The sequence below is a fragment of the Micromonospora sp. CA-248260 genome (assembly GCF_050942205.1).
GTDB classification, from domain to species: Bacteria; Actinomycetota; Actinomycetes; order Mycobacteriales; family Micromonosporaceae; genus Micromonospora; species Micromonospora antibiotica.
The window spans coordinates 4,123,451-4,144,056 of the sequence record NZ_CP192021.1 but is presented as its reverse complement, the minus strand read 5'-3'; the positions used below and the strand labels follow the sequence as shown (position 1 = coordinate 4,144,056).

The 20,606-nt window shown below is 72.8% G+C and carries 17 protein-coding genes; 10 read left to right on the top strand and 7 right to left on the bottom strand.

All coding sequences use genetic code 11. The features are described from left to right. Positions 1 to 170 precede the first annotated feature (170 nt). Positions 171 to 740 (bottom strand): hypothetical protein, encoded by a 570-nt coding sequence (locus ACQP2H_RS18230; protein ID WP_308290797.1) that lies wholly within the window; start codon positions 738 to 740, stop codon positions 171 to 173. Positions 741 to 1,053: 313 nt separating this feature from the next. Here ACQP2H_RS18230 and ACQP2H_RS18225 point away from each other — a divergent pair, with 313 nt between their 5' ends. The 3 genes from ACQP2H_RS18225 to ACQP2H_RS18215 all read left to right on the top strand — a co-directional run bounded on the left by ACQP2H_RS18225 (position 1,054) and on the right by ACQP2H_RS18215 (position 4,739). Then, positions 1,054 to 2,784: a cellulose binding domain-containing protein gene (locus ACQP2H_RS18225; protein WP_433228180.1), complete on the top strand. Its 1,731-nt coding sequence runs from the start codon at positions 1,054 to 1,056 to the stop codon at positions 2,782 to 2,784. A gap of 124 nt (positions 2,785 to 2,908) precedes the next feature. Beyond that, positions 2,909 to 4,024, top strand: a complete 1,116-nt coding sequence (locus ACQP2H_RS18220) for a MerR family transcriptional regulator (RefSeq protein WP_219462861.1) — start codon at positions 2,909 to 2,911, stop codon at positions 4,022 to 4,024. 109 nt (positions 4,025 to 4,133) lie between these two features. Then, positions 4,134 to 4,739 carry a YdeI/OmpD-associated family protein gene (locus tag ACQP2H_RS18215; protein WP_219462859.1) on the top strand — a complete coding sequence of 202 codons (606 nt, stop codon included), beginning with the start codon at positions 4,134 to 4,136 and terminating at the stop codon, positions 4,737 to 4,739. Positions 4,740 to 4,746: 7 nt separating this feature from the next. Here the strand turns inward: ACQP2H_RS18215 and ACQP2H_RS18210 are convergent, their stop codons facing one another. After that, positions 4,747 to 5,304 (bottom strand): GNAT family N-acetyltransferase, encoded by a 558-nt coding sequence (locus ACQP2H_RS18210; RefSeq protein WP_219462856.1) that lies wholly within the window; start codon positions 5,302 to 5,304, stop codon positions 4,747 to 4,749. A gap of 438 nt (positions 5,305 to 5,742) precedes the next feature. Here ACQP2H_RS18210 and ACQP2H_RS18205 point away from each other — a divergent pair, with 438 nt between their 5' ends. The 4 genes from ACQP2H_RS18205 to ACQP2H_RS18190 are packed head-to-tail and all read left to right on the top strand — an operon-like array spanning position 5,743 to position 10,759. Further along, a complete protein-coding gene (locus ACQP2H_RS18205; RefSeq protein ID WP_433228176.1) occupies positions 5,743 to 8,454 on the top strand; it encodes a fibronectin type III domain-containing protein in 2,712 nt (903 codons plus the stop codon). A gap of 37 nt (positions 8,455 to 8,491) precedes the next feature. Next, positions 8,492 to 9,397: a hypothetical protein gene (locus ACQP2H_RS18200; protein WP_433228174.1), complete on the top strand. Its 906-nt coding sequence runs from the start codon at positions 8,492 to 8,494 to the stop codon at positions 9,395 to 9,397. Further along, complete coding sequence (locus tag ACQP2H_RS18195; protein WP_433228172.1) at positions 9,394 to 10,341, top strand: nucleotidyltransferase family protein; 948 nt, start codon at positions 9,394 to 9,396, stop codon at positions 10,339 to 10,341. Before ACQP2H_RS18200 ends, ACQP2H_RS18195 begins: the two co-directional genes overlap by 4 nt. Beyond that, positions 10,334 to 10,759 carry a lasso peptide biosynthesis B2 protein gene (locus tag ACQP2H_RS18190; protein ID WP_433228171.1) on the top strand — a complete coding sequence of 142 codons (426 nt, stop codon included), beginning with the start codon at positions 10,334 to 10,336 and terminating at the stop codon, positions 10,757 to 10,759. The genes ACQP2H_RS18195 and ACQP2H_RS18190 overlap by 8 nt, the downstream gene beginning before the upstream one ends. A gap of 76 nt (positions 10,760 to 10,835) precedes the next feature. On the opposite strand, the gene ACQP2H_RS18185 is transcribed toward ACQP2H_RS18190, so the two are convergent. From ACQP2H_RS18185 to ACQP2H_RS18165, 5 genes are all read right to left on the bottom strand, one after another. Then, a complete protein-coding gene (locus ACQP2H_RS18185) occupies positions 10,836 to 11,114 on the bottom strand; it encodes a PqqD family protein (protein ID WP_329009280.1) in 279 nt (92 codons plus the stop codon). Next, a complete protein-coding gene (locus ACQP2H_RS18180; RefSeq protein WP_433228168.1) occupies positions 11,111 to 12,304 on the bottom strand; it encodes an asparagine synthase-related protein in 1,194 nt (397 codons plus the stop codon). Before ACQP2H_RS18180 ends, ACQP2H_RS18185 begins: the two co-directional genes overlap by 4 nt. A gap of 7 nt (positions 12,305 to 12,311) precedes the next feature. Continuing rightward, a complete protein-coding gene (locus tag ACQP2H_RS18175) occupies positions 12,312 to 13,091 on the bottom strand; it encodes an ABC transporter permease (protein WP_433228166.1) in 780 nt (259 codons plus the stop codon). 92 nt (positions 13,092 to 13,183) lie between these two features. Beyond that, on the bottom strand, positions 13,184 to 13,804 hold the full coding sequence (locus tag ACQP2H_RS18170) for an ABC transporter ATP-binding protein (RefSeq protein ID WP_433228164.1): 621 nt from the start codon (positions 13,802 to 13,804) through the stop codon (positions 13,184 to 13,186). Between the two features lie 18 nt (positions 13,805 to 13,822). Continuing rightward, a complete protein-coding gene (locus ACQP2H_RS18165) occupies positions 13,823 to 13,987 on the bottom strand; it encodes a lasso RiPP family leader peptide-containing protein (RefSeq protein WP_357685249.1) in 165 nt (54 codons plus the stop codon). 737 nt (positions 13,988 to 14,724) lie between these two features. Here ACQP2H_RS18165 and ACQP2H_RS18160 point away from each other — a divergent pair. The 3 genes from ACQP2H_RS18160 (at position 14,725) to ACQP2H_RS18150 (ending at position 20,449) form a co-directional block, all read left to right on the top strand. Further along, the gene (locus ACQP2H_RS18160) at positions 14,725 to 15,678 is read left to right on the top strand and encodes a helix-turn-helix domain-containing protein (protein WP_433228161.1); all 954 of its coding nucleotides are present in this window, start codon (positions 14,725 to 14,727) and stop codon (positions 15,676 to 15,678) included. 40 nt (positions 15,679 to 15,718) lie between these two features. Next, positions 15,719 to 16,009 (top strand): GNAT family N-acetyltransferase, encoded by a 291-nt coding sequence (locus tag ACQP2H_RS18155; RefSeq protein WP_363822826.1) that lies wholly within the window; start codon positions 15,719 to 15,721, stop codon positions 16,007 to 16,009. A 171-nt stretch (positions 16,010 to 16,180) separates the two neighbouring features. Further along, complete coding sequence (locus ACQP2H_RS18150) at positions 16,181 to 20,449, top strand: family 43 glycosylhydrolase (RefSeq protein ID WP_433228159.1); 4,269 nt, start codon at positions 16,181 to 16,183, stop codon at positions 20,447 to 20,449. Positions 20,450 to 20,606 lie beyond the last annotated feature (157 nt).

The window sequence follows — 20,606 nt, the reverse complement described above, 5'->3', positions numbered from 1 at the left end:
CTATGGGGAAAGGGGGGAACGTCAGATCAATTGCCCGCCGTCGTCGCGAATCCCGCCACAATCGAACCGGTCCCGGCCGGCCCTGGGTGCCATGCGTTATGCCGGGTATTTCGGACCACGCCGGGTGGCCGTACCCCATTACCCGGTGGTCGTCCGCCGCCGGGAACGACTCAGTCGTGGAGCGTGACGTCGGGCAGTGGGCGGCCGGTGGCGTCGAACAGCGCGGTTCCGCAGTCGCAGTGCTCGTCGGCGAGGCTCCCGGTCGCCGGCAGTTGCCAGACCAGCATCTCCCCGCAGCCCGGGCAGTCGAGGCTGACCAGGGTCTCGGTGGGTGGCGAGGCCCAGTCCCGTACCGGCTGGCCCTGGTGGGTCAGCCCGGTCGGCGGCTGCCCGCCGGTCCGCAGGACCAGCACCGGGTAGCTGTCGGTGCCGTCGTCGTGCACCGCGAGAGTGAAGCCGAGCGGTGCCAGCACGCCGGACAGGTGGTGGAGTTGGCGGATCGGCAGGTCGCCCCGGCCCAGCGTCGGGTCGGCCTCGGCGGCCCGCTGGACGACGTCGGTGTCGACGCCGTCCGGCTGGGCCCCGAAGGCCCGGATCCGCCCGGCCACGAACGCCGCCAGGGCGCCGGGCTCCTCCTCGCCGGTCCAGTCCATCACGAACAGCACGCTGTCGACCCCGATGCCCCGGGCCCGCTCGTCGGGGGTGAGGACCAGGTCCGCCAACTCCGTCACGGCGGTCACGTTAGCAACCGTCGGATGGCGGGCCGTGCGCGCCGGTCGCCCCCTGTCGCCGCCCGCGTCGTGGCGGCGTGCGACGACCATCGGACGCGCGGGATCGGTGCGGACCCGGATGCGGCCGGCGTGCTTGACCCCTATGGAAGGGGAAACTAAACTCCGGCCGTTAACGTTCACAATTATCACAGTCGATATGTGCTGTCGAAACGCCGACGGTGACGTCCAGTTCATCCCCGTGGCGGCGCAGCAGATCGATGCCGACCGGCTCGATGGAACCGGCAGGGCGCGTATCACCACCACCACCAGGAGGACGAAAGAAATGACGCAGGATCAGAATGGGCCGGCGGCCAGCGAGCGGAAAACACTGAGCCGTCGCGTAGTCCTGACCACGCTGGGCACGCTGCCCGTCGCGGCGGCCACGGCGGCCCTGGGAGCCACGGAGGCCTCCGCCGCCCCGGCGAGCATCAACCTGTCGGCGACCCGGCAGACGATCAAGGGCTACGGCGCGATGGCCCACGCCGGCTGGATCGGCGACCTGACCGCCGCCCAGCGGGAGACGGCGTTCGGCACCGGTGAGGGCCGGCTCGGCTTCTCCGTGCTGCGCATCCCGGTTGGCGAGAGCCAGGCGGACTGGAGCCGTGACCTGGCCACCGCCAAGCGCGCGGCCGAACTCGGGGTGACCGTCTTCGCCTCGCCGTGGAACCCCCCGGCCAGCATGATCGAGACGTTCACCCGGGGCAGCCAGACCAACGCCAAGCGCCTGCGGGCCAGCTCCTACGCCGCATATGCGCAGTACCTGAACGACTTCACCGTGTACATGCGCAACAACGGGGTGAACCTCTACGCCATCTCCGTGCAGAACGAGCCCGACTACGCCCACGACTGGACGTGGTGGACCTCCGGCGAGATCATCAAGTTCCTCAAGGAGAACTCCGGGGTGATCAGCACCCGGGTGATGGCGCCGGAGTCGTTCCAGTACGTCAAGTCGATGTCGGACCCGATCCTCAACGACGCCACCGCACTGGCCAACGTCGACATCATCGGGGCCCACCTCTACGGCACCTCGTACTCGAACTTCCCGTACCCGCTGTTCAAGCAGAAGGGGGCGGGCAAGGAACTGTGGATGACCGAGGTCTACTACCCGAACAGCAACGCGAACTCGGGTGACGCGTGGCCGGAGGCGCTCGACGTCGGCGAGCACATCCACCGGTCCATGGTCGACGCCGAGTTCCAGACGTACGTCTGGTGGTACCTGCGGCGCAGCTACGGCCCCATGCGCGAGGACGGTCAGATCAGCAAGCGGGGCGCGATGATGGCCCAGTACGCCCGGTTCGTGCGGCCCGGATACGTCCGCGTCGACGCCACGGCCAACCCGGCGTCGAACGTCTACGTCTCGGCCTACCGGGGCGGCAACACCGTGGTCATCGTCGCGGTCAACAAGAACACCTCGGCGGTGAGCCAGCAGTTCACCCTCTCCGGCGCCACCGCGTCGGGCAGCGTGCAGAACTGGCTGACCGACGGCAGCCGCAACGTCGCCCCGCAGAGCGCGCTGACCATGTCCAACGGCTCGTTGACCGTCAACCTGCCCGCGCGCAGCGTGATGACGTTCGTGACCAGCGTCAACGGCACCACGCCGACCCCCACCCCGACCGTGACGCCCACGGGCACCCCGACGCCGACCCCGACGCCGACCCCGACGCCCACCCCGACCCCCACCCCCACGGCGGGCGGCAGCGGACCCCGGGTCGGCTACACGATGAACAGCTGGGACTCCGGCTTCACCGCCAGCATCAGCATCACCAACACCGGCACGTCGACGATCGACGGCTGGACGTTGGTGTTCACCCTGCCGTCGGGCCAGTCCATCACGTCGGCCTGGAGCGCCACCATCTCGCCCACCAGCGGTCAGGTGAGCGCCCGCAACGTCAGCTACAACGGCACGATCGCCCCCGGCGCCACCGTCGAGATCGGCTTCCAGGCCAACCACACCGGCAACACCGCCAAACCGACCGCGTTCACCCTCAACGGCATCCCCTGCACCGTGGCCTGACGGCCGACGGCGCGACCTCGACGACCGTGCGGGCCCGCCTCCTCCGGCACCGGAGGAGGCGGGCCCGCACCTTGTGCACGCGACGCTTGCTCCTCACGTGGCGTCATGGCGGATAGTCGGAGCCGTGGAGGAACACCTGACCGTGGGACGGGTGGCGGAGCTGGCCGGGGTCACCGTCCGCACCCTGCACCACTACGACGGGATCGGCCTGCTGACGCCGTCCGCCCGCACTCCGGCGGGGCACCGGGCGTACTCGGCGGGCGACGTGCGACGGCTGCGGGAGGTGCTCGGCTACCGGCGGCTCGGCTTCGGGCTGCGGGAGATCGCGGCACTGGTGGACGACCCGACGACCGACCCGGTCGCGCACCTGTGCCGGCTGCGCGGTCTGCTGGCGGACCAGCGCGACCGGGCCGCCGCCATGGTGACGGCCATCGACCGGGAACTGGAGGCGCGGGCGATGGGGATTGCGACGCCGCCGGAGGAGCAACTGCGGGTGTTCGGCGCGCGATTGTACGACACCATCGGCGCGGCCTACCCGGCGACCCGGCGTACCGAGCCCCGGATCGCCGCCCGGATCTGGGCGGCGCTGGGTGACGCGCGCACGGTGCTCAACGTCGGGGCCGGCACCGGTTCCTACGAGCCACCCGACCGCGAGGTCACGGCGGTGGAACCGTCGGCGGTGATGCGGGCGCAGCGCCCCCCGGGTGCGGCGCGGTGCGTGGCCGCCGCCGCCGAGAACCTGCCCTTCGCGGACCGGTCCTTCGACGCCGCGATGGCGGTCAGCACCGTCCATCACTGGCCGGACCCGGTCGCCGGGCTGCGGGAGATGCGACGGGTGGCCCGTCGGGTGGTGGTGTTCACCTACGACGCCGACGACACCGGCTGGCGGGAGCGGTTCTGGCTGACCCGCGACTACCTGCCGGAGTTTGCGGGACTGCTCGTCGGCTGGCCCGCGCTGGCCGACCTGACCCGCGCGACCGGTGGCCGCGCCGAGCCGGTGGGTGTCCCGTGGGACTGCGCCGACGGTCTCTTCGAGGCGTACTGGCGGCGGCCCGAAGCCTACCTGGACGAGCCGGTGCGGCGGGCGACGTCGGTCTGGACCAGGGTCGGGCCGCAGGCCGAGCGCAGGGCCGTGCGGATGCTGCGGGCGGACCTCGCCTCCGGCCGGTGGACGCAGCGCAACCGCGACCTCATCAGCCGCGACACCGCCGAGCTCGGCCTACGCCTGCTGGTGTCCTGAGCACGCCGGCCGGGAAACCTGTCCGCCGGTCGCCGGGGTGGTGCCGACGGATGCCCGGGCCGGGACCGACCCGGGCGGGTCTGTCACCCGTGGCGGCTAACCTGCCGTCATGGTGAGCGCCGAACTGGATGAGTTGATCGTCGCCGACGCGGACGCGCTGCGTGCCTGGTTGTCGGCTCACCACGCCACCTCGCCGGGCGTCTGGCTCGCCCTGACCCGCAAGGGCGGCACGGTCACCACGCTGACCTGGCAGCAGGCGGTCGACGAGGGCCTGTGCTTCGGCTGGATCGACGGCCAGGCCCGGAAACGGGACCTGGAGACCTCGTGGATCAGGTTCACCCCCCGCCGGCCGCGCAGCATCTGGTCGCAACGCAACGTCGCCCATGTGGCGCGGCTGGAGGAGCAGGGGCGGATGCAGCCCTCGGGGCGGGCCGCGGTGGAGGCCGCGAAGGCCGACGGGCGGTGGGCGGCGGCCTACGCCCCGCCGTCGGAGGTCGAGGTGCCGGCCGACCTGCTCGCCGCCATCGCCGCCGTACCGGCCGCCCAGGCCATGTTCGACGTGCTCACCAGCGCCAACCGGTTCGCGCTCAGCCACCGCCTCAACGCGGTGAAGCGGGCGCAGACCCGCGAGCGGAAGATCGTCGAGTTCGTCGCCATGCTGGCCCGCCACGAGACGATCCACCCGCAGAAGGCCAGGCCACCGCAGTCGCCGTGATCCCTTTCTAGCGGGGCGTCCCGGGCCAGGCGTCGATGCACAGCGCGTAGGTGTAGCCGTCCACCCAGCCCCGTTCGGCGTGCCAGGAATCGCCGACGCCGTGCTGCTCCCGACGCATCCCGACCTTCTCCAGCACCCGTACCGAGGCGAGGTTGTCGGCGAAGCAGCCGGCGGTGATCCGGCGGACGCCCAGCCCGGCGAACGCGTGCGTCACCATCGCCGCGACCGCCTCGGTGGCGTAGCCGTGGCCGCCGTGGGCCGGGTCGAAGATGTAGCCGAGCTGCGCCTCCGTGCGTGCCGGCATGCCCGGCTGGCCCATCCCGTCCACCACGTCGAGCGAGACCGTGCCGATCACCAGGCCGGCCAGGGTCACCGCCATGCTGTGGTCGTCGGGGTCCGCCGCCGCGCGCCGCCACGCCGCCCGGAACGCCGCCGGCTCCACCTGGGTACGCAGCAGCCAGTAGGTGACCTCGGGCAGGTTGCGGTATTCGAGGATCCGGTCGACGTCCTCGTCCCGTACCGGGCGGAGTTCCAGGCGGGCGGTGCGCAGCGTGGTGCCTTCCATGCGGCCGGACTCTAACCCACAGTGGTCGGGCTCAGCCGGCCGGTCGCAGGTCGGCGAGGAGCTGCTCCACCCGGGCCCGGATCTCGTCGCGGATCGGGCGGACCGCCTCGACGCCCTGGCCGGCCGGGTCGGGCACCGGTTCCGGCGGCGGAAACCGCAGTTCCGGTACGCGCAGCAGCGAAGTGTCAGGTAGGCGACGCTGCCCGCGCGACCACTGTGCAGGGCCCGAACCGTGCCCTGGCAGAACCCCTCTGAGCTGCGAAAACTGGTAGGAACGGAGCGAGATTCCACTACCCGCCGACGGCGGGGAGCGGATCGATTTCCGCCGGTCACCGTCGCGGTACGAGGGCATCAGGCACGCGGTCCAGAGCCGAACCGCTGTCTCGTCCCTTCCTCCGTGGGTGGCCCACCGCCCCCCCCGAAGAGGGAGAACACTTCATGTCCCTGGTGCACCGTCTCCACCCACGGGCGGCCTTCGTCGCCGCCCTGCTGCTGCTCGTCGGCCTGCTCACCGCACCCACCTCCGCCTCGGCGCGTGACCCCGGCCGGTCCGTCCCGCCCCCGGCGTCCACACTCCACCGCCCGCTTCCTGCCGCGCCGGCCGCCACCGTGGCGGCCCGACCGAAACCCCCGGCGGCCCCGGCCGCGCCCACCGCCACCCGTTTCCGCACCACGGCCACGGTCACCTGGAAGGCACCGGCCTCGCCGGACACCGCCATCACCGGGTACGCGGTGACCGCCTACCGGGACGGGAAGAAGACCCGGTCGGTCTCCTTCGACGCCTCGACGACGACCCGGAAGGTCTCCGGGCTGACGGCGAAGGGCAGCTACACCTTCACCGTGGCCGCGAAGAACGTCGCCGGGACCGGCCCGGCCAGCCCGCGCTCGAAGGCGGCCAAGCTGCTCGCCCTGCCGGGTGCCCCGACCATCATCGCGGTCACCGCGGACACCGCCTCGGCGGTGCTGAGCTGGACCCCCGGCCCGGACGGCGGCTCGCCGATCACCGGTTACGAGGTCCACCCGTACGTCGGCGGGGTACGCCAGGCCGCGCAGTCGTTCGGCCCGGCCACCACCAACACGGTGACCGGCCTGATCCCGACCACCACGTACACCTTCACCGTGGCGGCCCGGACCGCCGCCGGGACCGGCCCGGAGTCCGCGCCGTCGTCGGCGGTGACCGCGAACGTGTCACCGACGCTGCTGTTCGACGCCCCCACGGACGCCACCGTCGGGATCGCCTACACCGCGACCCTGAACGTCACCCACGGCGTGCCCCCGTTCACCTGGTCGGTGGCGTCCGGTGCGCTGCCCCCCGGGTTGATCCTCAACCCGGTCACCAACGGCATCTCCGGGGTGCCGACCACCGCCGGTCAGTACCCGGTGGTGATCCGGGTGGTCGACGCGGCGGCCCTCTCCGGCACCCGGCTGATCGTGCTGACCGTCAACAAGGCACCCACCCTGGTCTTCCCACCGCCGCCACTGGCCGAGGTCGATGCGATCTATGCCAACCTGCTCACCGTGGTCGGCGGCACCGCGCCGTTCGTCTGGGGGCTGGCCGACGGGTCGATGCCACCCGGGTTGACCCTCGACCCGGCCACCGGCCTGATCTCCGGCCGGCCGACCGTCGCCGGGACCTACCCGGCCACCATCCGGGTCACCGACGCCAACGGGTTCACCGCCACCAAGCCGATCCGGCTGGTGGTGCAGCCCAAGAGCGTGGTCACCCTGACCGCCTCCACCAACGCCACCACCTTCGGCACCCCGGTGCACTTCGAGGTGGCCATCGGGCCCGGTCAGGCCGACGGGGCGGTGACGTTGATCGACGCGCTGCCCAACGGGATCGAGACCCGGCTCGGGACGTTCCCGGTGGCGCTCAACCGCGCGTCGTTCGACCTGCAGATGCCGGCCTTCGGCCTCAACCAGTTCCGGGTGCAGTACGACGGGGTCGATCCGAACGCCGAGGTGGTGTCGAACGCGGTCACGGTCGAGGTCTCCGCCCTGCCAAGTCAACTGGAGATCAACCAGTTCGCCCAGTCGGGTCTGACCGGCCTCGCCGACCAGTACGTCACGGTCACCAACACCACCGCGCTCAACCTGCCGATCGCCGGGTTCCGGATCGAGGCCCCCGGCGGGGTGGTCGTGGTCGTTCCGGGCAGCGCCCGACCGCTCCCACCGCGCCGCGGCTTCCTGGTGGTGGGCCCCACCTACTCGCTGCCCAACATCCAACCCGACCTGGTCGTGTCGGGCCTCGGCCAGGGCGGCCTGCGGCTGGTCGCGCCGGACACGGCACACACCGTCACCGACTCGGCCGGCTCCACGCCGGGCTTCGTCGAGGGCACCCCGCTGCCGGCCTTCGGCAGCCCACCGTTCGTCAACCACGCGTGGGTCCGGCTGAGCGTCGGCGGCAAGCCACAGGACACCGGCGACAACGCGGCGGACTTCCGGCTGGTGGCGACCGTGCTCGGCCCGATCAACGGGGTGCCGTCGGCGTTGGGCACCCCGTCGCCGCAGAACAGCCTGGGCACCTACCAGCAGAACACCGCGGTGCAGTCGACACTGCTCGACCCGGGCGTCGCCCAGGGCGTCGCGCCCAACCGGGTCCGGGTCAACGGCAGCCCGGGAACGCTGATCATCCGGCGTACCCTCACCAACCGGTCCAGCGCGCCGATCACCCAGGCCCGGGTCCGGATCACCGCCCTGAGCCAGGAGAACGGGGCCCCGCTGCCCGGCGGGTCGTCCCCGGCCATCCACTCCAACATGCGGCTGGTCAACCCGGTCAACCCGACCAGTTCCATCACCATCAGCACCGGTGAGACACTGCTGGTGCGGAACCTGTCGATGGACGCGCCGGCCACCAGTCCGCCCGGCGGCGGGCTGGCCACCACCCTGACCGTCCCGTTCGACCTGGGTGGTCTGCGGCCGGGCGGGCAGGTGCACATCGCCCTCACGTTCGCCGTCGACACGCCGGGCACGTTCTGGATCGCGTACGACATCGACGCGCTCGGCACCGGTGACACCCCGACCATCGCGGGCGCCGGCAAGGCGGCGAAGAAGGCCAAGTCGGCCACCTCGGCGAAGCAGCGGGCGCTCGACGCCCGCCGGCTGGCCGAGTCGAAGAAGCTGAGCCTGATCACCGGCACCGTGCGCTGAGGCACTGTCGCATCAGGGGTGCGGGTGGCGGGTCACCATGACCGCCACCCGCACCGCTGCGCCGACGACGGTCGTTGACCAGGACATGAACGGGGGAGCGATGGGGACGACCGGGCGGTCCGTCTACGGGCTGTGCGTGCACGGGTTGGACGAGGTCGAGGAGCTTCCCCCGTCCGACGCCCACCCGGACCGTCCGGCGGTACGCGTCGGGCAGACCACCGCCGTGCCGCCGCCGCCGGTCCCCATCGACCTCGACGGTGGGGTACGGGTCCTCGCCGACGGGCGGACCCTCGCGGTGGACCGACGGCGGGGCACCGCCACCTTCCACGGCCCGCCGCTCGCCCCCGACGTGCTCGCCCACCCCTACCTCGCCCCGGTGGCGACGGTCTTCAACCGGTGGGCCGGCCGGGAGACCTTCCACAGTGGCGCGTTCGTCCACGCCGGGCGGGCCTGGGCGGTGGTCGGCCCGCGGACCGCCGGCAAGAGCAGCCTGCTCGCCGCCCTGGCCGCCCGGGACGTCCCGGTGGTCGCCGACGACATCCTGGTGGTCGACCAGACCGAGGTCTACGCCGGCCCGCGCTGCATCGACCTGCGGGAACCCGTGCCGGGGCCGGTGCTGTCCACCCGGACGGTCCGGTCCGGTGAGCGGCTGCGGGTGGCCCTGCCACCGATCGCCGACCGGACCCCGCTGGGTGGCTGGCTCTTCCTCGGCTGGGACCGGACGCCGACGACGACCCCGGTGCCCCCGGCGGAGCTGCTGGCCCGGCTCGCCGGGTGCCGGTCCTGGCCCCGGCTGCCGACCGATCCGACCGCCCTGCTGGGCATCGCCGCCCTGCCCGCGTGGGACCTCAGCCGGCCGCGCGACTGGGCCGTGCTCGGGCCGACCCTGCGGCTGGTCGAGCGGACCCTCACCGCCGCGCGGGCCGTGGCGGCATCCCGGTGACCGGGTCGCAGACCACCGGCGTGGCCGTCCGGCACCTCGCCCTCGACGCGACCGCCGTGGCGACCTGCGCCCGGCTGGCCGACCGGGGGATACCGGCCATCCTGCTCAAAGGGGCCGGACTGGCCCGTCGACTCGGCACCGAGGGACGCCGGGTCTATTCCGACGTCGACCTGCTGGTCGCGCCCGACGACTTCGACCGTGCCGAGCAGCTTCTCGCCGGGTCGGGCTTCCGCAGCGCGTTGCCGAAGGGCAGCCCCGATCCCCGGCTGCTCTGGTATGAGCGCCCCTGGTACGCGCCCGGTCCGGCACCGCTCGTCGTCGACCTGCATCGGGGCTTTCACGGGGTGGCCGACCCGCAGGCGTTCTGGACCCTGCTGTCCGCATCGGCGCAGCGGCTGCCGCTGGCCGGCGGCTCGGTCGCCGTACCCGATGTGGCCGCCACCGCCCTGCTGGTCGCGGTGCACGCCGCGATGCCCGGTCGCTCCGACCGGCCGTACGCCGATCTGCAGCGTGCGTTGGTGGTCTTCCCGGTCGAGGTGTGGCGGGCGGCCACCGTGCTCGCCACACAGACCGGCGCGGTGCCGGCGTTCGGCTTCGGGTTGCGCCTGGCACCGGACGGCGCGGCACTGGCGGACCGCCTCGACCTGCCCCGGCAGGCGAGCCGGGCGCAGTGGGCCGCCGTGCGTCGGGTCTCCGGCCCCGCGTACGTGCTGGCCCGGCTCGCCGAGCTGCCCACCGGACGGGACCGGTGGCGGCACCTGGTGCCGTACCTCCTGCCACCACCCACCGCGATGCGGCACGACAGCCGGCTGGCCCGGCGCGGTCCGGTGGGCCTGTCGGCCGCCTACCTGCTGCGTTTCGCCCGGCACATCGTCAGCCTGCCGACGGCGGTGCGGGAGCTGCGGACCGCTACCCGGTTGGCGCGGCGCTCCCGCCATGGCTGACCGCCACCGGTCGACCCTGCGTGCCATGGCGCGGGCGCTGCGCCGGGGCGGCCTGCCGGCGCTCCGGACGGCCCTCTGGACGGGCCGGGCGGTGCGTCAGGTCCGCCGGCAGCTCGCCCGACACGGCATGACCGACCTCCGGCTGCCGGCCCCACCGTCCGACGCCGCCGCCCACCGCGCGGTGGTGTTCGGCGTGCTGCGCCGGACGGGGGCCAACTGCCTGGAACGCTCCCTGGTGCTGCAACGGTGGTACGGCGGTCAGCTGGTCGCCCGGACGATCGTGATCGGGGTGACCGCCCCGAGCACCGGTTTCCACGCCCACGCCTGGCTCGACGGCGACACCGACGCCGAGCGGGAGGCCATGGTGGAGATCCTCCGCCGGCCCGCCCCGCCGGCCTGGCTGGGCGAACGGCCCTGACGCCGGTCACCGGGCCTGGCGGTCGGCCCTGACGTCGGGGCATCCGGGCCGGTCGGGCTGGCGGGCCGACAGCGGGTCACCGCCCCGGTAGCAGGCCGTGTCGGCGCAGGTCGTCGAGGAAGGCCGCGACATCGGCGCTCGCCCGGTCCCGGTCCACGGCGGCGTCGGCGACCAGCACGGTCACCAGTTCCCGCTGCGTCGCGCCGCCGACCAGGCGCTGCCACAGCAACGCCCCGCAGCGGTCCAGCCCGAAGTAGACCGAGCGGTCGGTGTCCAGCACGACCACCTCGTCACCGGCCCGCCGCCAGGCCACCCGGGTCGGGTCCACCCGGTGCACGGTCTCCGGCCGGCTCATCCGCTCACCTCCGCGTCGGCCCCGGCGCGTCGCCCTCCGGCCGGCGGCAGCGCCCGGATCGGCGTGGCCCGTGGTGGGAACCGGGGGGCCGGGGGTGGTGTGGTCGCCAGCCAGAGCTGCTGGACCAGGGCGGCGGTGCCGCCGGGGATCGGCCAGCGGGACCAGGTGTCGCGCAGGGCGGCCACGTCGACCAGCTCCGGGTCCGCGCCGGTGCCGTCCCAGGAGCGGACGAACTCCCGGGTCGGGGTACGCAGAAAGACGTCGCGGAAGTGGGCCTTGCGGCGGGGCGCGATGACCTCGGGCGGCAGGGCGTCGCCGACGATCTCGGCGAGCAGACCGTCCCGGGAGGTGCGGTGCCGCCGCCCGGCCAGTGCGGTCAGCGCGTCCAGGAAACCGTCGTCGAGCAGCGGATGGACCGGGGTGACGTCGTGGTCCTCGGCGACGGCGGTGAAGGCTGACCGGGTGATCACCAGGTCACGGCGGCGGGTGTGCCACGCGACGCGGGGGCCGAGCCGGCGCGGCTCGGCCCGCTGCTCCGCCCGCAGCGCGCGGCCGACCTGCCGGGCTGTCTCGGCCGGCAGCCACGGGAACAGCCGCTTCGGCCGGTGCCGGCGCGACAGCTCACGGGCGAGGACCCGGACCCGTCCCAGGCGGGCCCGGGTCGACCGGGGTGGCGGACGACGCCATCCCGACAACACCTGGTCCCCGCCGAGGCCGGTGAGCACGCTTCCGCCAGTGGCCAGCTCCAGCAGCGGCAGGTGCAGGTGCAGGTTCACCGGATGCCGTACCCCGTAACGGTGCAGGAAACGGCTGGCGACCGGGCCGACCAGGTCCAGGTCGTGGTCGGCCCGCAGGATCTCCCATGCGGACCCGAGGCCAAGCGCCGCGACGACCCGGTCCTGCCAGGGCGACTCGTCGGCCCGGGGTGCGCCGGTGAACCGCCAGGTGATCGGGACCGGGTCGGGCAGGCCCTCCCACCGGGCCATCCGGACGGCCACGGCGAGCACTAGCGACGAGTCCAACCCGCCGGAGAAGCTCACCACGCACGGCGGTCGGCGCAGCGCGGGCAGCACCGCCTGGCCCAGCGCGGCGAGCGGGTCCGGGGCGACCGGGGGGACGACCCGCAGGGTCGGCGGCCCCACGCCCAGCACGGTGCCGGACGCGATGTCGAGCGGAGTCGGACGGAGCATGGGCACCTCAATCACGGGTCAGGGTTCCCCGGGCGGTGGCGATCCGTAGCGCGCGCCCGAAGAACCAGGTCGACAGGGGTAACAGCAACACGGTGGCGGCCAACAGGGTGAGTGCGGAGCCGGCCCAGGCGTCGCCGGACAACGCGGCGCGCAGGCCGTCCAGCGCGATCCGGCTGGGCAGCACGGCGGTCAGGGTGGGTAGGCCACCGGGAAGCGCGGCCACCGGGAAGTACGTCCCGGACAGGAAGGACAATCCGACGATCATCAGGCGGGCGGCGCTCTCGCCGTACCCGACGGCAACGGCGAACGCGGTCAACCCGATGCCGATACCCATCATCGCCGCGCTGCCGGCCACCAGGACCGCGGCGACGCCCCACCAGTCGGCCCGCGCGGTGTGCAGGCCGAACAGCGCGTGTAGCAGGACCAGGTAGAACCCGGCGCGCAGCAACGCCAGCAGGAACGGGTACGCGGCCGTGCCCACCGCGAGGGCGGACGCCGGCACCGGCTGGGCGGCCAGCAGCTCCAGCGTGCCGCTGCGTTGCTCCCGGGCCACCCGCGAGGTCAGCTGGGTGCTCGCGGCCTGGAGGACGAGCATGAAGGTGATGCCGACCGCGACGAAGTCGAAGTAGGTCGTCGCGCCCAGCAGGCGGTGCGCCCCCGGTGGCGTCAACACCCGGGAGATGAACAGGAAGACCAGCAGGTTCACCACCCCGAACACGAGGTCCAGCAGCAGTGGCAGCCGGATCAGCTGTCGCTCGCCCAGGTCCCGCCGGGCCAGGGCGCCCACGGCCCGACCGCCCGCCGCCGACCCGGGCCGGGGAGCCGGGCCGGGGGCGGGCGGAGCCGGCCGGGGGTGCAGACGCGTGCCGGCCCGTGGCGTCATCCGACCGCCGCCAGGGTGAGCCGCTGCTGGCAACGGTTGCCGTCGTCGGCGTGGTGGGAGGCGACCACACAGGTCAGCTCCGTCCGCCGGTCGATGGTCTGCCAGAGCAACCGTCGGCCCTCCTCGTCGAGGGATCGCCCCGGCTCGTCGAGGAGCAGGAGTGCGGGGGCGGCGACGAGCGACCGGGCGATGCTGATCCGGGCGCGCATGCCGGCCGAGCAGCGGGCGGCCGGCACACTGGCGTAGCGGGCGATGCCCAACTCCTCCTCGATTGCGCCGACGGCGGCGCGGACGGCGCGTCGGGGGAGCCGGAGCCGGGCGATGAACGTGATGTTCTGGTGTGCCGTGAGCTGCTCGTAGAGGCCCTGTTCCGGTGCCAGGCACACGCCGGTCGCGCGTCGGGCGCCCGGCGAGCCGACCGGATGGCCGGCGACGGTGGCCTGCCCGGCGCTCAGGGCCAGCGTGCCGGACAGGCACCGCAGCAGGGTGGTCTTGCCGGATCCGTTGGGCCCTGCCAGGAGCACCCGTTCGCCGGCCGCCGCCTCGAAGTCGAGGTCGGTGAAGACACTCCGGAGACCGAACCGTCGGGTGGCCCGCACGAGACGCAGCATCGGCATCCGGCCCCCACCGCCGATTCAGAGCAGCGAGGCGTCGCCGTTGCCGCCCAGCCCGTCGTCGGGCCCGACAGTGCCGCCCTGGGTGAGTTCGGCGAGGGTGCCGAGCCGGGTGACGGTCGGGGGACGGTAGCCCGGGGCGTCGGGTGCGGTCGGGGTGCCGTCGAGGTCGCGGAGTGAATCCATGTCAGTTCCCTTGCTTCGATAGGTGGACGCCCAGAACAACCCTATTAAGGCTGTCTGGGGCATTTGCGGCAATAGTAGTCGCTGTGGCGCGTTTGCGGTATCGATTGCCCGTGGCGCGGCCGTCGTCGGAATCAACGCTTCGAGACGGCGGTGGTCACGCCGTCCGGTGCCGCGTTCCTGGAAAATGCGGGCGGTGGTCGGCGTCGCTGCCTGTCCGCAGATCCGGTGCCAGTCGGGGCGACGCGCGACGCCCGCCTGGCAGCCGCCGGGGTGGCGGCCTGCGTCGACGCGGTTCCCGGCTGCCGCCACCGTCCACTGTGCTGTATCGAGCGAGGTGTCTGCGCTGGCCAGGGCCGGTACTCGGCTGGCCGGGTGGGGGTGGGTGGGGTGGGCCGGGGCGATTTCGACTCCGGACTCTTCGCCTGCTGCAACCTTTTCTCACCGACCGGAAATTTGCCTTGGCGCTGCTCGGATCTGTTCTACCTTCGTCTTTCACCACCTTGATGCGTTTATCGAGAATGTGTGGCGCGATTAGAGTGTCCTATTCGGGGTAGGAGAGGTAACGCATCGGCGATGTCGCCTATAGTGCGGCATTGTTGGATTTTCGCCGTCCCGGTGCGTGACCGGGCGGTGTGGCCACGGGAGGGCACCGGATGGCGGGCTACCGGCCGCCCCTCTCCCGGCGATCGACGGCGCGACCAGCCGTGGAAGCCGATCCCGAAGTCGGGGTGCAGCCATTGCCCTGGCAGCGGTACACCATGACCGACGCCGACGAGGTGCGCGCCTTCCTACGGGCCACCTTCGCCGACGTCACCGTCGCGTTGTCCGAGTTCGGGTCGGAGGGGGCGAGACCGCAGGGCATGAGAACCATGCTCGGCGATGTAACACTGTACGGACTGCGGTACTCGGCGCGCATCCGAGTGGAGGGCGTCGCGCGCGGACTGGTCAACATCATGCACGTGCGCGACGGACGGTTGTCGGTCAGCGACCGCCGGGACGTCCACCGGGTCGCGCCCGGCGAGGTGGCCCTCCTGCCGGCGGAGCAACTGCTGGAGCTGGAGGGCGACGCCGTCGAGTCGTTCGCCGTCGGGCTGCCGATGTCGCTGGTCGACGAGGTCGCCCACAGCTGGTCCGGAGGTGGCGGTGGGCGGGTGCGTTTCGTGGGAACCCGTCCGGTCTCGGTCGGGCTGGAGCGGCACTGGTTGGGGACGCTGGCGTACGTGCGGCAGGTGGTGATGGCCGACCTCGCCCTGGCCACCAACCCGCTGATCATCGGGCAGGTCCGGCACATGCTGGCGACGGCGGCGCTGGCGGTCTTCCCGAGCGCCACCGTCGTACCCCAGCCGCGCGGCCCGGGTGACATCGCGCCCTCGGTGGTACGTCGGGCGATGGACCACGTGGAGGCGCACAGCGATCGGTACGTGTCGCTGACGGAGCTGGCCGAGGCCGCCGGCGTCTCCGCCCGGGGGTTGCAGTACGCGTTCCGCCGTTACCAGGACACCACCCCCGCCCGGTACGCCCGCCGGGTCCGGCTGGACCGCGCCCACCAGGATCTGCTCCGGGGCGATCCGGCGTCGGGCGACACGGTGGCGGCGATCGCCGCCCGCTGGGGGTTCACGGACGCGAAGCGCTTCGCCACCGACTACCGGGCCGCCTACGGCCAGCCGCCGAGCCGCACGCTGCGATCCTGACCCCGCCGTCGCGTGTTTGGATGGTCCGGTGGAGTTCACCGTGACAGACGCGCCGGACCGAGAGCGGTTCGAGGCGCGCGACGAGACCGGAACGCTGGCCGGGGTGGTCACCTACCAGTTGACCGGCACCATCATCGCCTACACGCACACCGAGGTCGATTCAGCCTTTGAGGGTCGGGGCGTCGGGTCGACGCTGGCCCGCGCGGTCATGGACGACGCCCGCTCCCGGGGCCGGACGGCGGTGCCGATCTGCCCGTTCCTCGGTGACTGGCTGGGTCGGCACCCGGAGTACGCGGACATCGTGGTCCGGTCCACTCGCAAGATCAAGTAGGTCGGCGGGGTGGTTTCGGGTCGCTCGACGGCGTCAAGGGCCCCCCGGGTCGCCCTGCGGTGAGCGGGCGTGAGCGCAGCGCATCGGCGGGGTCCACCTCCTTGACGGAGTCTGATTGTTGCGTTGACAATTCCAGCCTGTTAACGCTCACATGACACCGAGGAATCCCCCATGCGCTCAGCAGTTCCCCGGGACCACCACGCCGCCACCCCCCGCCGCACCCGTACCCTCGCCGCCGCCACGCTGCTCACCCTGGTCGCCGCGCTGACCCCCGCCGTGGCGACCCCGGCCGACGCGGCTGCCGCCGACGTCACCGACGGGCTGCTGCTGCGCTACGACCTCGACCAGCGCACCGGCACCACCATCACCGACACCTCCGGCCACGGCAACGACGGCACCCTGGTCGGCGGCGGCACCTGGACCGGCCCGGACGGGCTGCTGCTCGACGGCGTCGACGACCACGTCAAGCTGCCGAACGACATCCTGGCCGGCCGGTCGTCGCTCACCGTCGCGGTCGACGTCCTCGTCGACCCGACCCAGCAGACCCCGTACTTCCTCTGGGGTCTGGGCAACCCGGCCACCTCTGCCGCCGGCACCGGCTACCTGTTCGCCAGCGGCGACGCGTTCCGCGCCGGCATCACCACCACCAACTGGGCCGGCGAGCAGGTCACCGGCGCCGGCGGCAACCTGACCCGGGGGGTCTGGAAGTCGGTCACCTACACCCAGACCGGCACCACCGGCACCCTCTACGCCGACGGTGTGCAGGTGGCCCGCAACACCGCCGTCACCGTGCCGCCCAGCGCCGTCGGCAACGGCGTCACCACCAGCAACCACCTCGGCCGGTCCACCTACGCCACCGACCGGTTCCTCAAGGGACGGGTGGCGAACTTCCGGATCTACGACCGGGCGCTCACCCCCGCCGAGGTCGCCGCGATCGTACGACCCGAGGAGTCCGACCAGACCCGGGCCGAGTCGGCCGCCGCCGCGCTGTCCCTGGTGCACGCCGACGACGTCCGCGGCAACCTGACCCTGCCCGGCACCGGCCGGCACGGCGCGACGGTCGCCTGGCGCTCGGCCCGGCCCGAGGTGGTCACCCCCGACGGCGTGGTCCGTCGCCCGGCGCACGGCGCGGGCGACGTCACGGTCCCGGTGACCGCCACCGTCACCGTCGGCAGCGCCACCGCCGAACGGACCATCCCGCTGACCGTTCGGGAGCTGCCGGCCCCCGCGCCGTACGCCGGCTACGCGTTCAGCTACTTCACCGGCAACTCGATCGCCGGGGAGAAGATCTACTTCGCCGCCAGCCGGGGCAACAACGCCCTGCAGTGGACCGAGGTCAACGGCGGCCAGCCGAAACTGGAGTCGACGTACGGCACCCGGGGCCTGCGCGACCCGTTCCTGATCCGCAGCCCGGAGGGGGACCGGTTCTTCCTGATCGCCACCGACCTGTCGATCGGCCGCAACGGCGACTGGGACGCCGCCCAGCGCCGGGGCAGCCGTTACCTGGAGGTGTGGGAGTCCACCGACCTGGTCAACTGGTCGGCGCAGCGGCACGTCGAGGTCTCCCCGCCGACCGCCGGCAACACCTGGGCGCCCGAGGCGTACTGGGACGCCGAGCGCGGCGAGTACCTGGTCTTCTGGGCCTCGAAGCTGTTCGCCGAGAACGACCCGAACCACACGGGCAACACGTACAACCGGATGCTGGCCGCCACCACCCGCGACTTCGTCACGTTCAGCCCGGCGACGATCTGGCAGGACCGGGGCGAGTCGCGGATCGACTCCACGATGATCCGCGAGGGCGACACCTACTACCGGTTCACCAAGGACGAGGGCGGCGGCGGCACCGGCTGCTCCGACATCATCCAGGAGAGGTCGACCTCGCTGACCGCCGTCGACCTGCCCGGCCGACCGTCGTGGACGATGCTCGACTCGTGCATCGGCCGTGACGCCGGCACCTCCGCCGTGGAGGGACCCACCGTCTTCAAGGCCAACCCCGGCGACACCTCCGGCTCGCGCTACTACCTCTTCGTCGACGAGTACGGCGGCCGGGGCTACATCCCGCTGGGCACCGACGACCTGGCGAAGCCGAACTGGAAGGTGCCGGCCTCCTACCGGCTGCCGGCCAGCCCCCGCCACGGCACCGTCATCCCGGTCACCCGTGCCGAACTCGACGCGCTCAACGACGCGCCGCCGCCGGTCAGCGCCAACGCCGACGGGGTGGTGGCCCACTACCGGCTCGACCAGGCAGGCGGCGGCACGGTCACCGACGACTCCGGCAACGGCCACCACGCCACGCTGGCCGGGGACGCCCGCTGGGACGCAGGCAGCCTCACCCTCGGCGGCACCAACGGCCACGTCGACCTGCCCGACAACATCATGGCCGGCCTCGACGAGATCACCGTGTCGATGGACGTGAACATCGCCGCCGACCAGGCCACCCCGTACTTTCTCTGGGGGCTCGGCAACACCGACTCCGCAGGCGTCGGCAACGGCTACCTGTTCACCACCGGCAACGACTACCGCACCTCGATCAGCCTGGGCAACTGGACCGGCGAACAGACCGTCACCGGTGGTCGGGCGGTCCCCCGGGGAGCGTGGAAGACGCTGACGTACACCCTGAACCGGGCCGGCACCGCGCGGATCTACCTGGACGGGGTGCGGGTGGCCGAGAAGACCGGGCTGACCGTCGCCCCCGGCGACATCGGCGGCGGCCGGACCACCGCCAACTACCTCGGCCGCTCCCAGTACGCCAGCGACCGCTACCTCAAGGGCCGGATCCGCGACTTCTCCCTCTACAACCGGGCGCTCACCGACGCCGAGGTCGCCGCGCTCGGCAGCAACGGCACCAGCGTGGTCTCCGTCGAACTCGACAGCCTGAAGGTGCCGGCCATCGTGGACGCCGCCACCGGCACCATCACCCTGCCGGTCCGGCCGGGCACCGACCTGACCAGCCTCGCCCCGCGCTACCTGGTCGCGCCGACCTCCACGGTCAAGCCCGCCGGTCCGCGTAACTACACCCGACCGGTGACGGTCACCGTCACCAGCGCCGCCGGGGCCAGCCGGGCCTGGACGGTGCGGGCGGTGCCGATGAACACCCCGGTGCTGCCCGGCTTCAACGCCGACCCGAACATCGTCCGGTTCGGCGACACCTACTACATCTACGCCACCACCGACGGGTTCCCCGGCTGGGGCAGCTCGACGTTCACCGTCTGGTCCAGCCGCAATCTGGTCGACTGGACCGCCCACGACACCATCCTCGACCTCGGGCCCGACATCAGCTGGGCGGACACCAACGCCTGGGCGCCGGCCGCGATCGAGAAGAACGGGAAGTACTACCTGTACTTCTCGGCGCAGCAGAACATCGGCGTCGCGGTGGCCGACTCGCCCCTCGGGCCGTTCGTCGACCCGCTCGGCCGACCCCTGGTCAGCAAGGCCGACTACGGCAACGCCCAGCAGATCGACCCGGCGGTCTTCACCGACGACGACGGGAAGAGCTACCTCTACTGGGGCAACGGCACCCCGTACGTGGTCCCGCTCAACGACGACATGATCTCGTACGACGTCGGCAGGCGGGTCCGGCTGACCGGGCTCACCGGCTTCCGCGAGGGCCTGTTCCTGCACAAGCGCAACGGCGTCTACTACCTGTCCTGGTCGATCGACGACACCGGCAGCGAGAACTACCGGGTCGGTTACGGCATGGGCGCCAGCCCGCTCGGGCCGTTCACCAGCAAGGGGGAGATCCTCACCAAGGACCCGGGCCAGGGCATCCTGGGCACCGGTCACCACTCGATCGTCCAGGTGCCCGGCACCGACGACTGGTACGTGGCGTACCACCGGTTCGCCATCCCGGGCGGCGACGGCACCCACCGGGAGACCACCATCGACCGGTTGTACTTCGCCGACGACGGCACCATCAGGCCGGTGGTGCCCACGCTCAGCGGCGTCGAGCCGCTGCGCTACCGGGGCGGGCAGCCCCGGCTGCGGATCACCGACCCGGGCGCCGACGGCTGGTACGGCGCGAACGCCGCCCTCACCCTGGCCCACGGCGAGCTGATCCGGTTGGTGGAGTACCAGATCGACGGGGGAGGCTGGTTCCCGTACCGGGAGCCGGTGGCCCTGCCGGCGGGCCGGCACACGGTGCAGTACCGGGCGCAGGGGGTCAACCTGTTCTGGAGCGAGCCCTGGTCGGTGTCGGTGCAGGTGGACCGGGTGGCACCGACCGCCGAGGCGACGCTGGTGGGCCGCACGCTGGTCGTCACCGGTCGCGACGGCGACTCCGGGGTGGCCCGGGTGGAGTACCGCCTCGACGGTGGGGAGTGGACCACCTGGACCGGGCCAGTGCCGCTGGACGACCTGGCGCACGGGGTCCGTTACCGCGCGGTCGACGTGGCCGGCAACGTCGGTGAGGTGGGTGTCCTGCGGGTCCCCGCAGTCAGGTAACCGCCGCCCTCCCGCGTCGCCCCGACGCGTCAGCCGCCCCGCGCCGCCCGACCGGAGCACGGTCGGGCGGCGCGGGCCGCTGCCCGGGGCAGGCCGGTCCCCGAGGGGTGTCGCGGCCCCGGGAGCGTGGGTGCGGGGTCGGCCCCGACCGGTTCGG

Coding starts and splice junctions, on each gene's coding strand:
- ACQP2H_RS18225 (WP_433228180.1), top strand. CDS start 1,054: ATGACGCAGGATCAGAATGGGCCGGCGGCCAGCGAGCGGAAAACACTG.
- ACQP2H_RS18215 (WP_219462859.1), top strand. CDS start 4,134: ATGGTGAGCGCCGAACTGGATGAGTTGATCGTCGCCGACGCGGACGCG.
- ACQP2H_RS18210 (WP_219462856.1), bottom strand. CDS start 5,304: ATGGAAGGCACCACGCTGCGCACCGCCCGCCTGGAACTCCGCCCGGTA.
- ACQP2H_RS18205 (WP_433228176.1), top strand. CDS start 5,743: ATGTCCCTGGTGCACCGTCTCCACCCACGGGCGGCCTTCGTCGCCGCC.
- ACQP2H_RS18200 (WP_433228174.1), top strand. CDS start 8,492: ATGACCGCCACCCGCACCGCTGCGCCGACGACGGTCGTTGACCAGGAC.
- ACQP2H_RS18190 (WP_433228171.1), top strand. CDS start 10,334: ATGGCTGACCGCCACCGGTCGACCCTGCGTGCCATGGCGCGGGCGCTG.
- ACQP2H_RS18185 (WP_329009280.1), bottom strand. CDS start 11,114: ATGAGCCGGCCGGAGACCGTGCACCGGGTGGACCCGACCCGGGTGGCC.
- ACQP2H_RS18180 (WP_433228168.1), bottom strand. CDS start 12,304: ATGCTCCGTCCGACTCCGCTCGACATCGCGTCCGGCACCGTGCTGGGC.
- ACQP2H_RS18170 (WP_433228164.1), bottom strand. CDS start 13,804: ATGCCGATGCTGCGTCTCGTGCGGGCCACCCGACGGTTCGGTCTCCGG.
- ACQP2H_RS18165 (WP_357685249.1), bottom strand. CDS start 13,987: ATGGATTCACTCCGCGACCTCGACGGCACCCCGACCGCACCCGACGCC.
- ACQP2H_RS18150 (WP_433228159.1), top strand. CDS start 16,181: ATGCGCTCAGCAGTTCCCCGGGACCACCACGCCGCCACCCCCCGCCGC.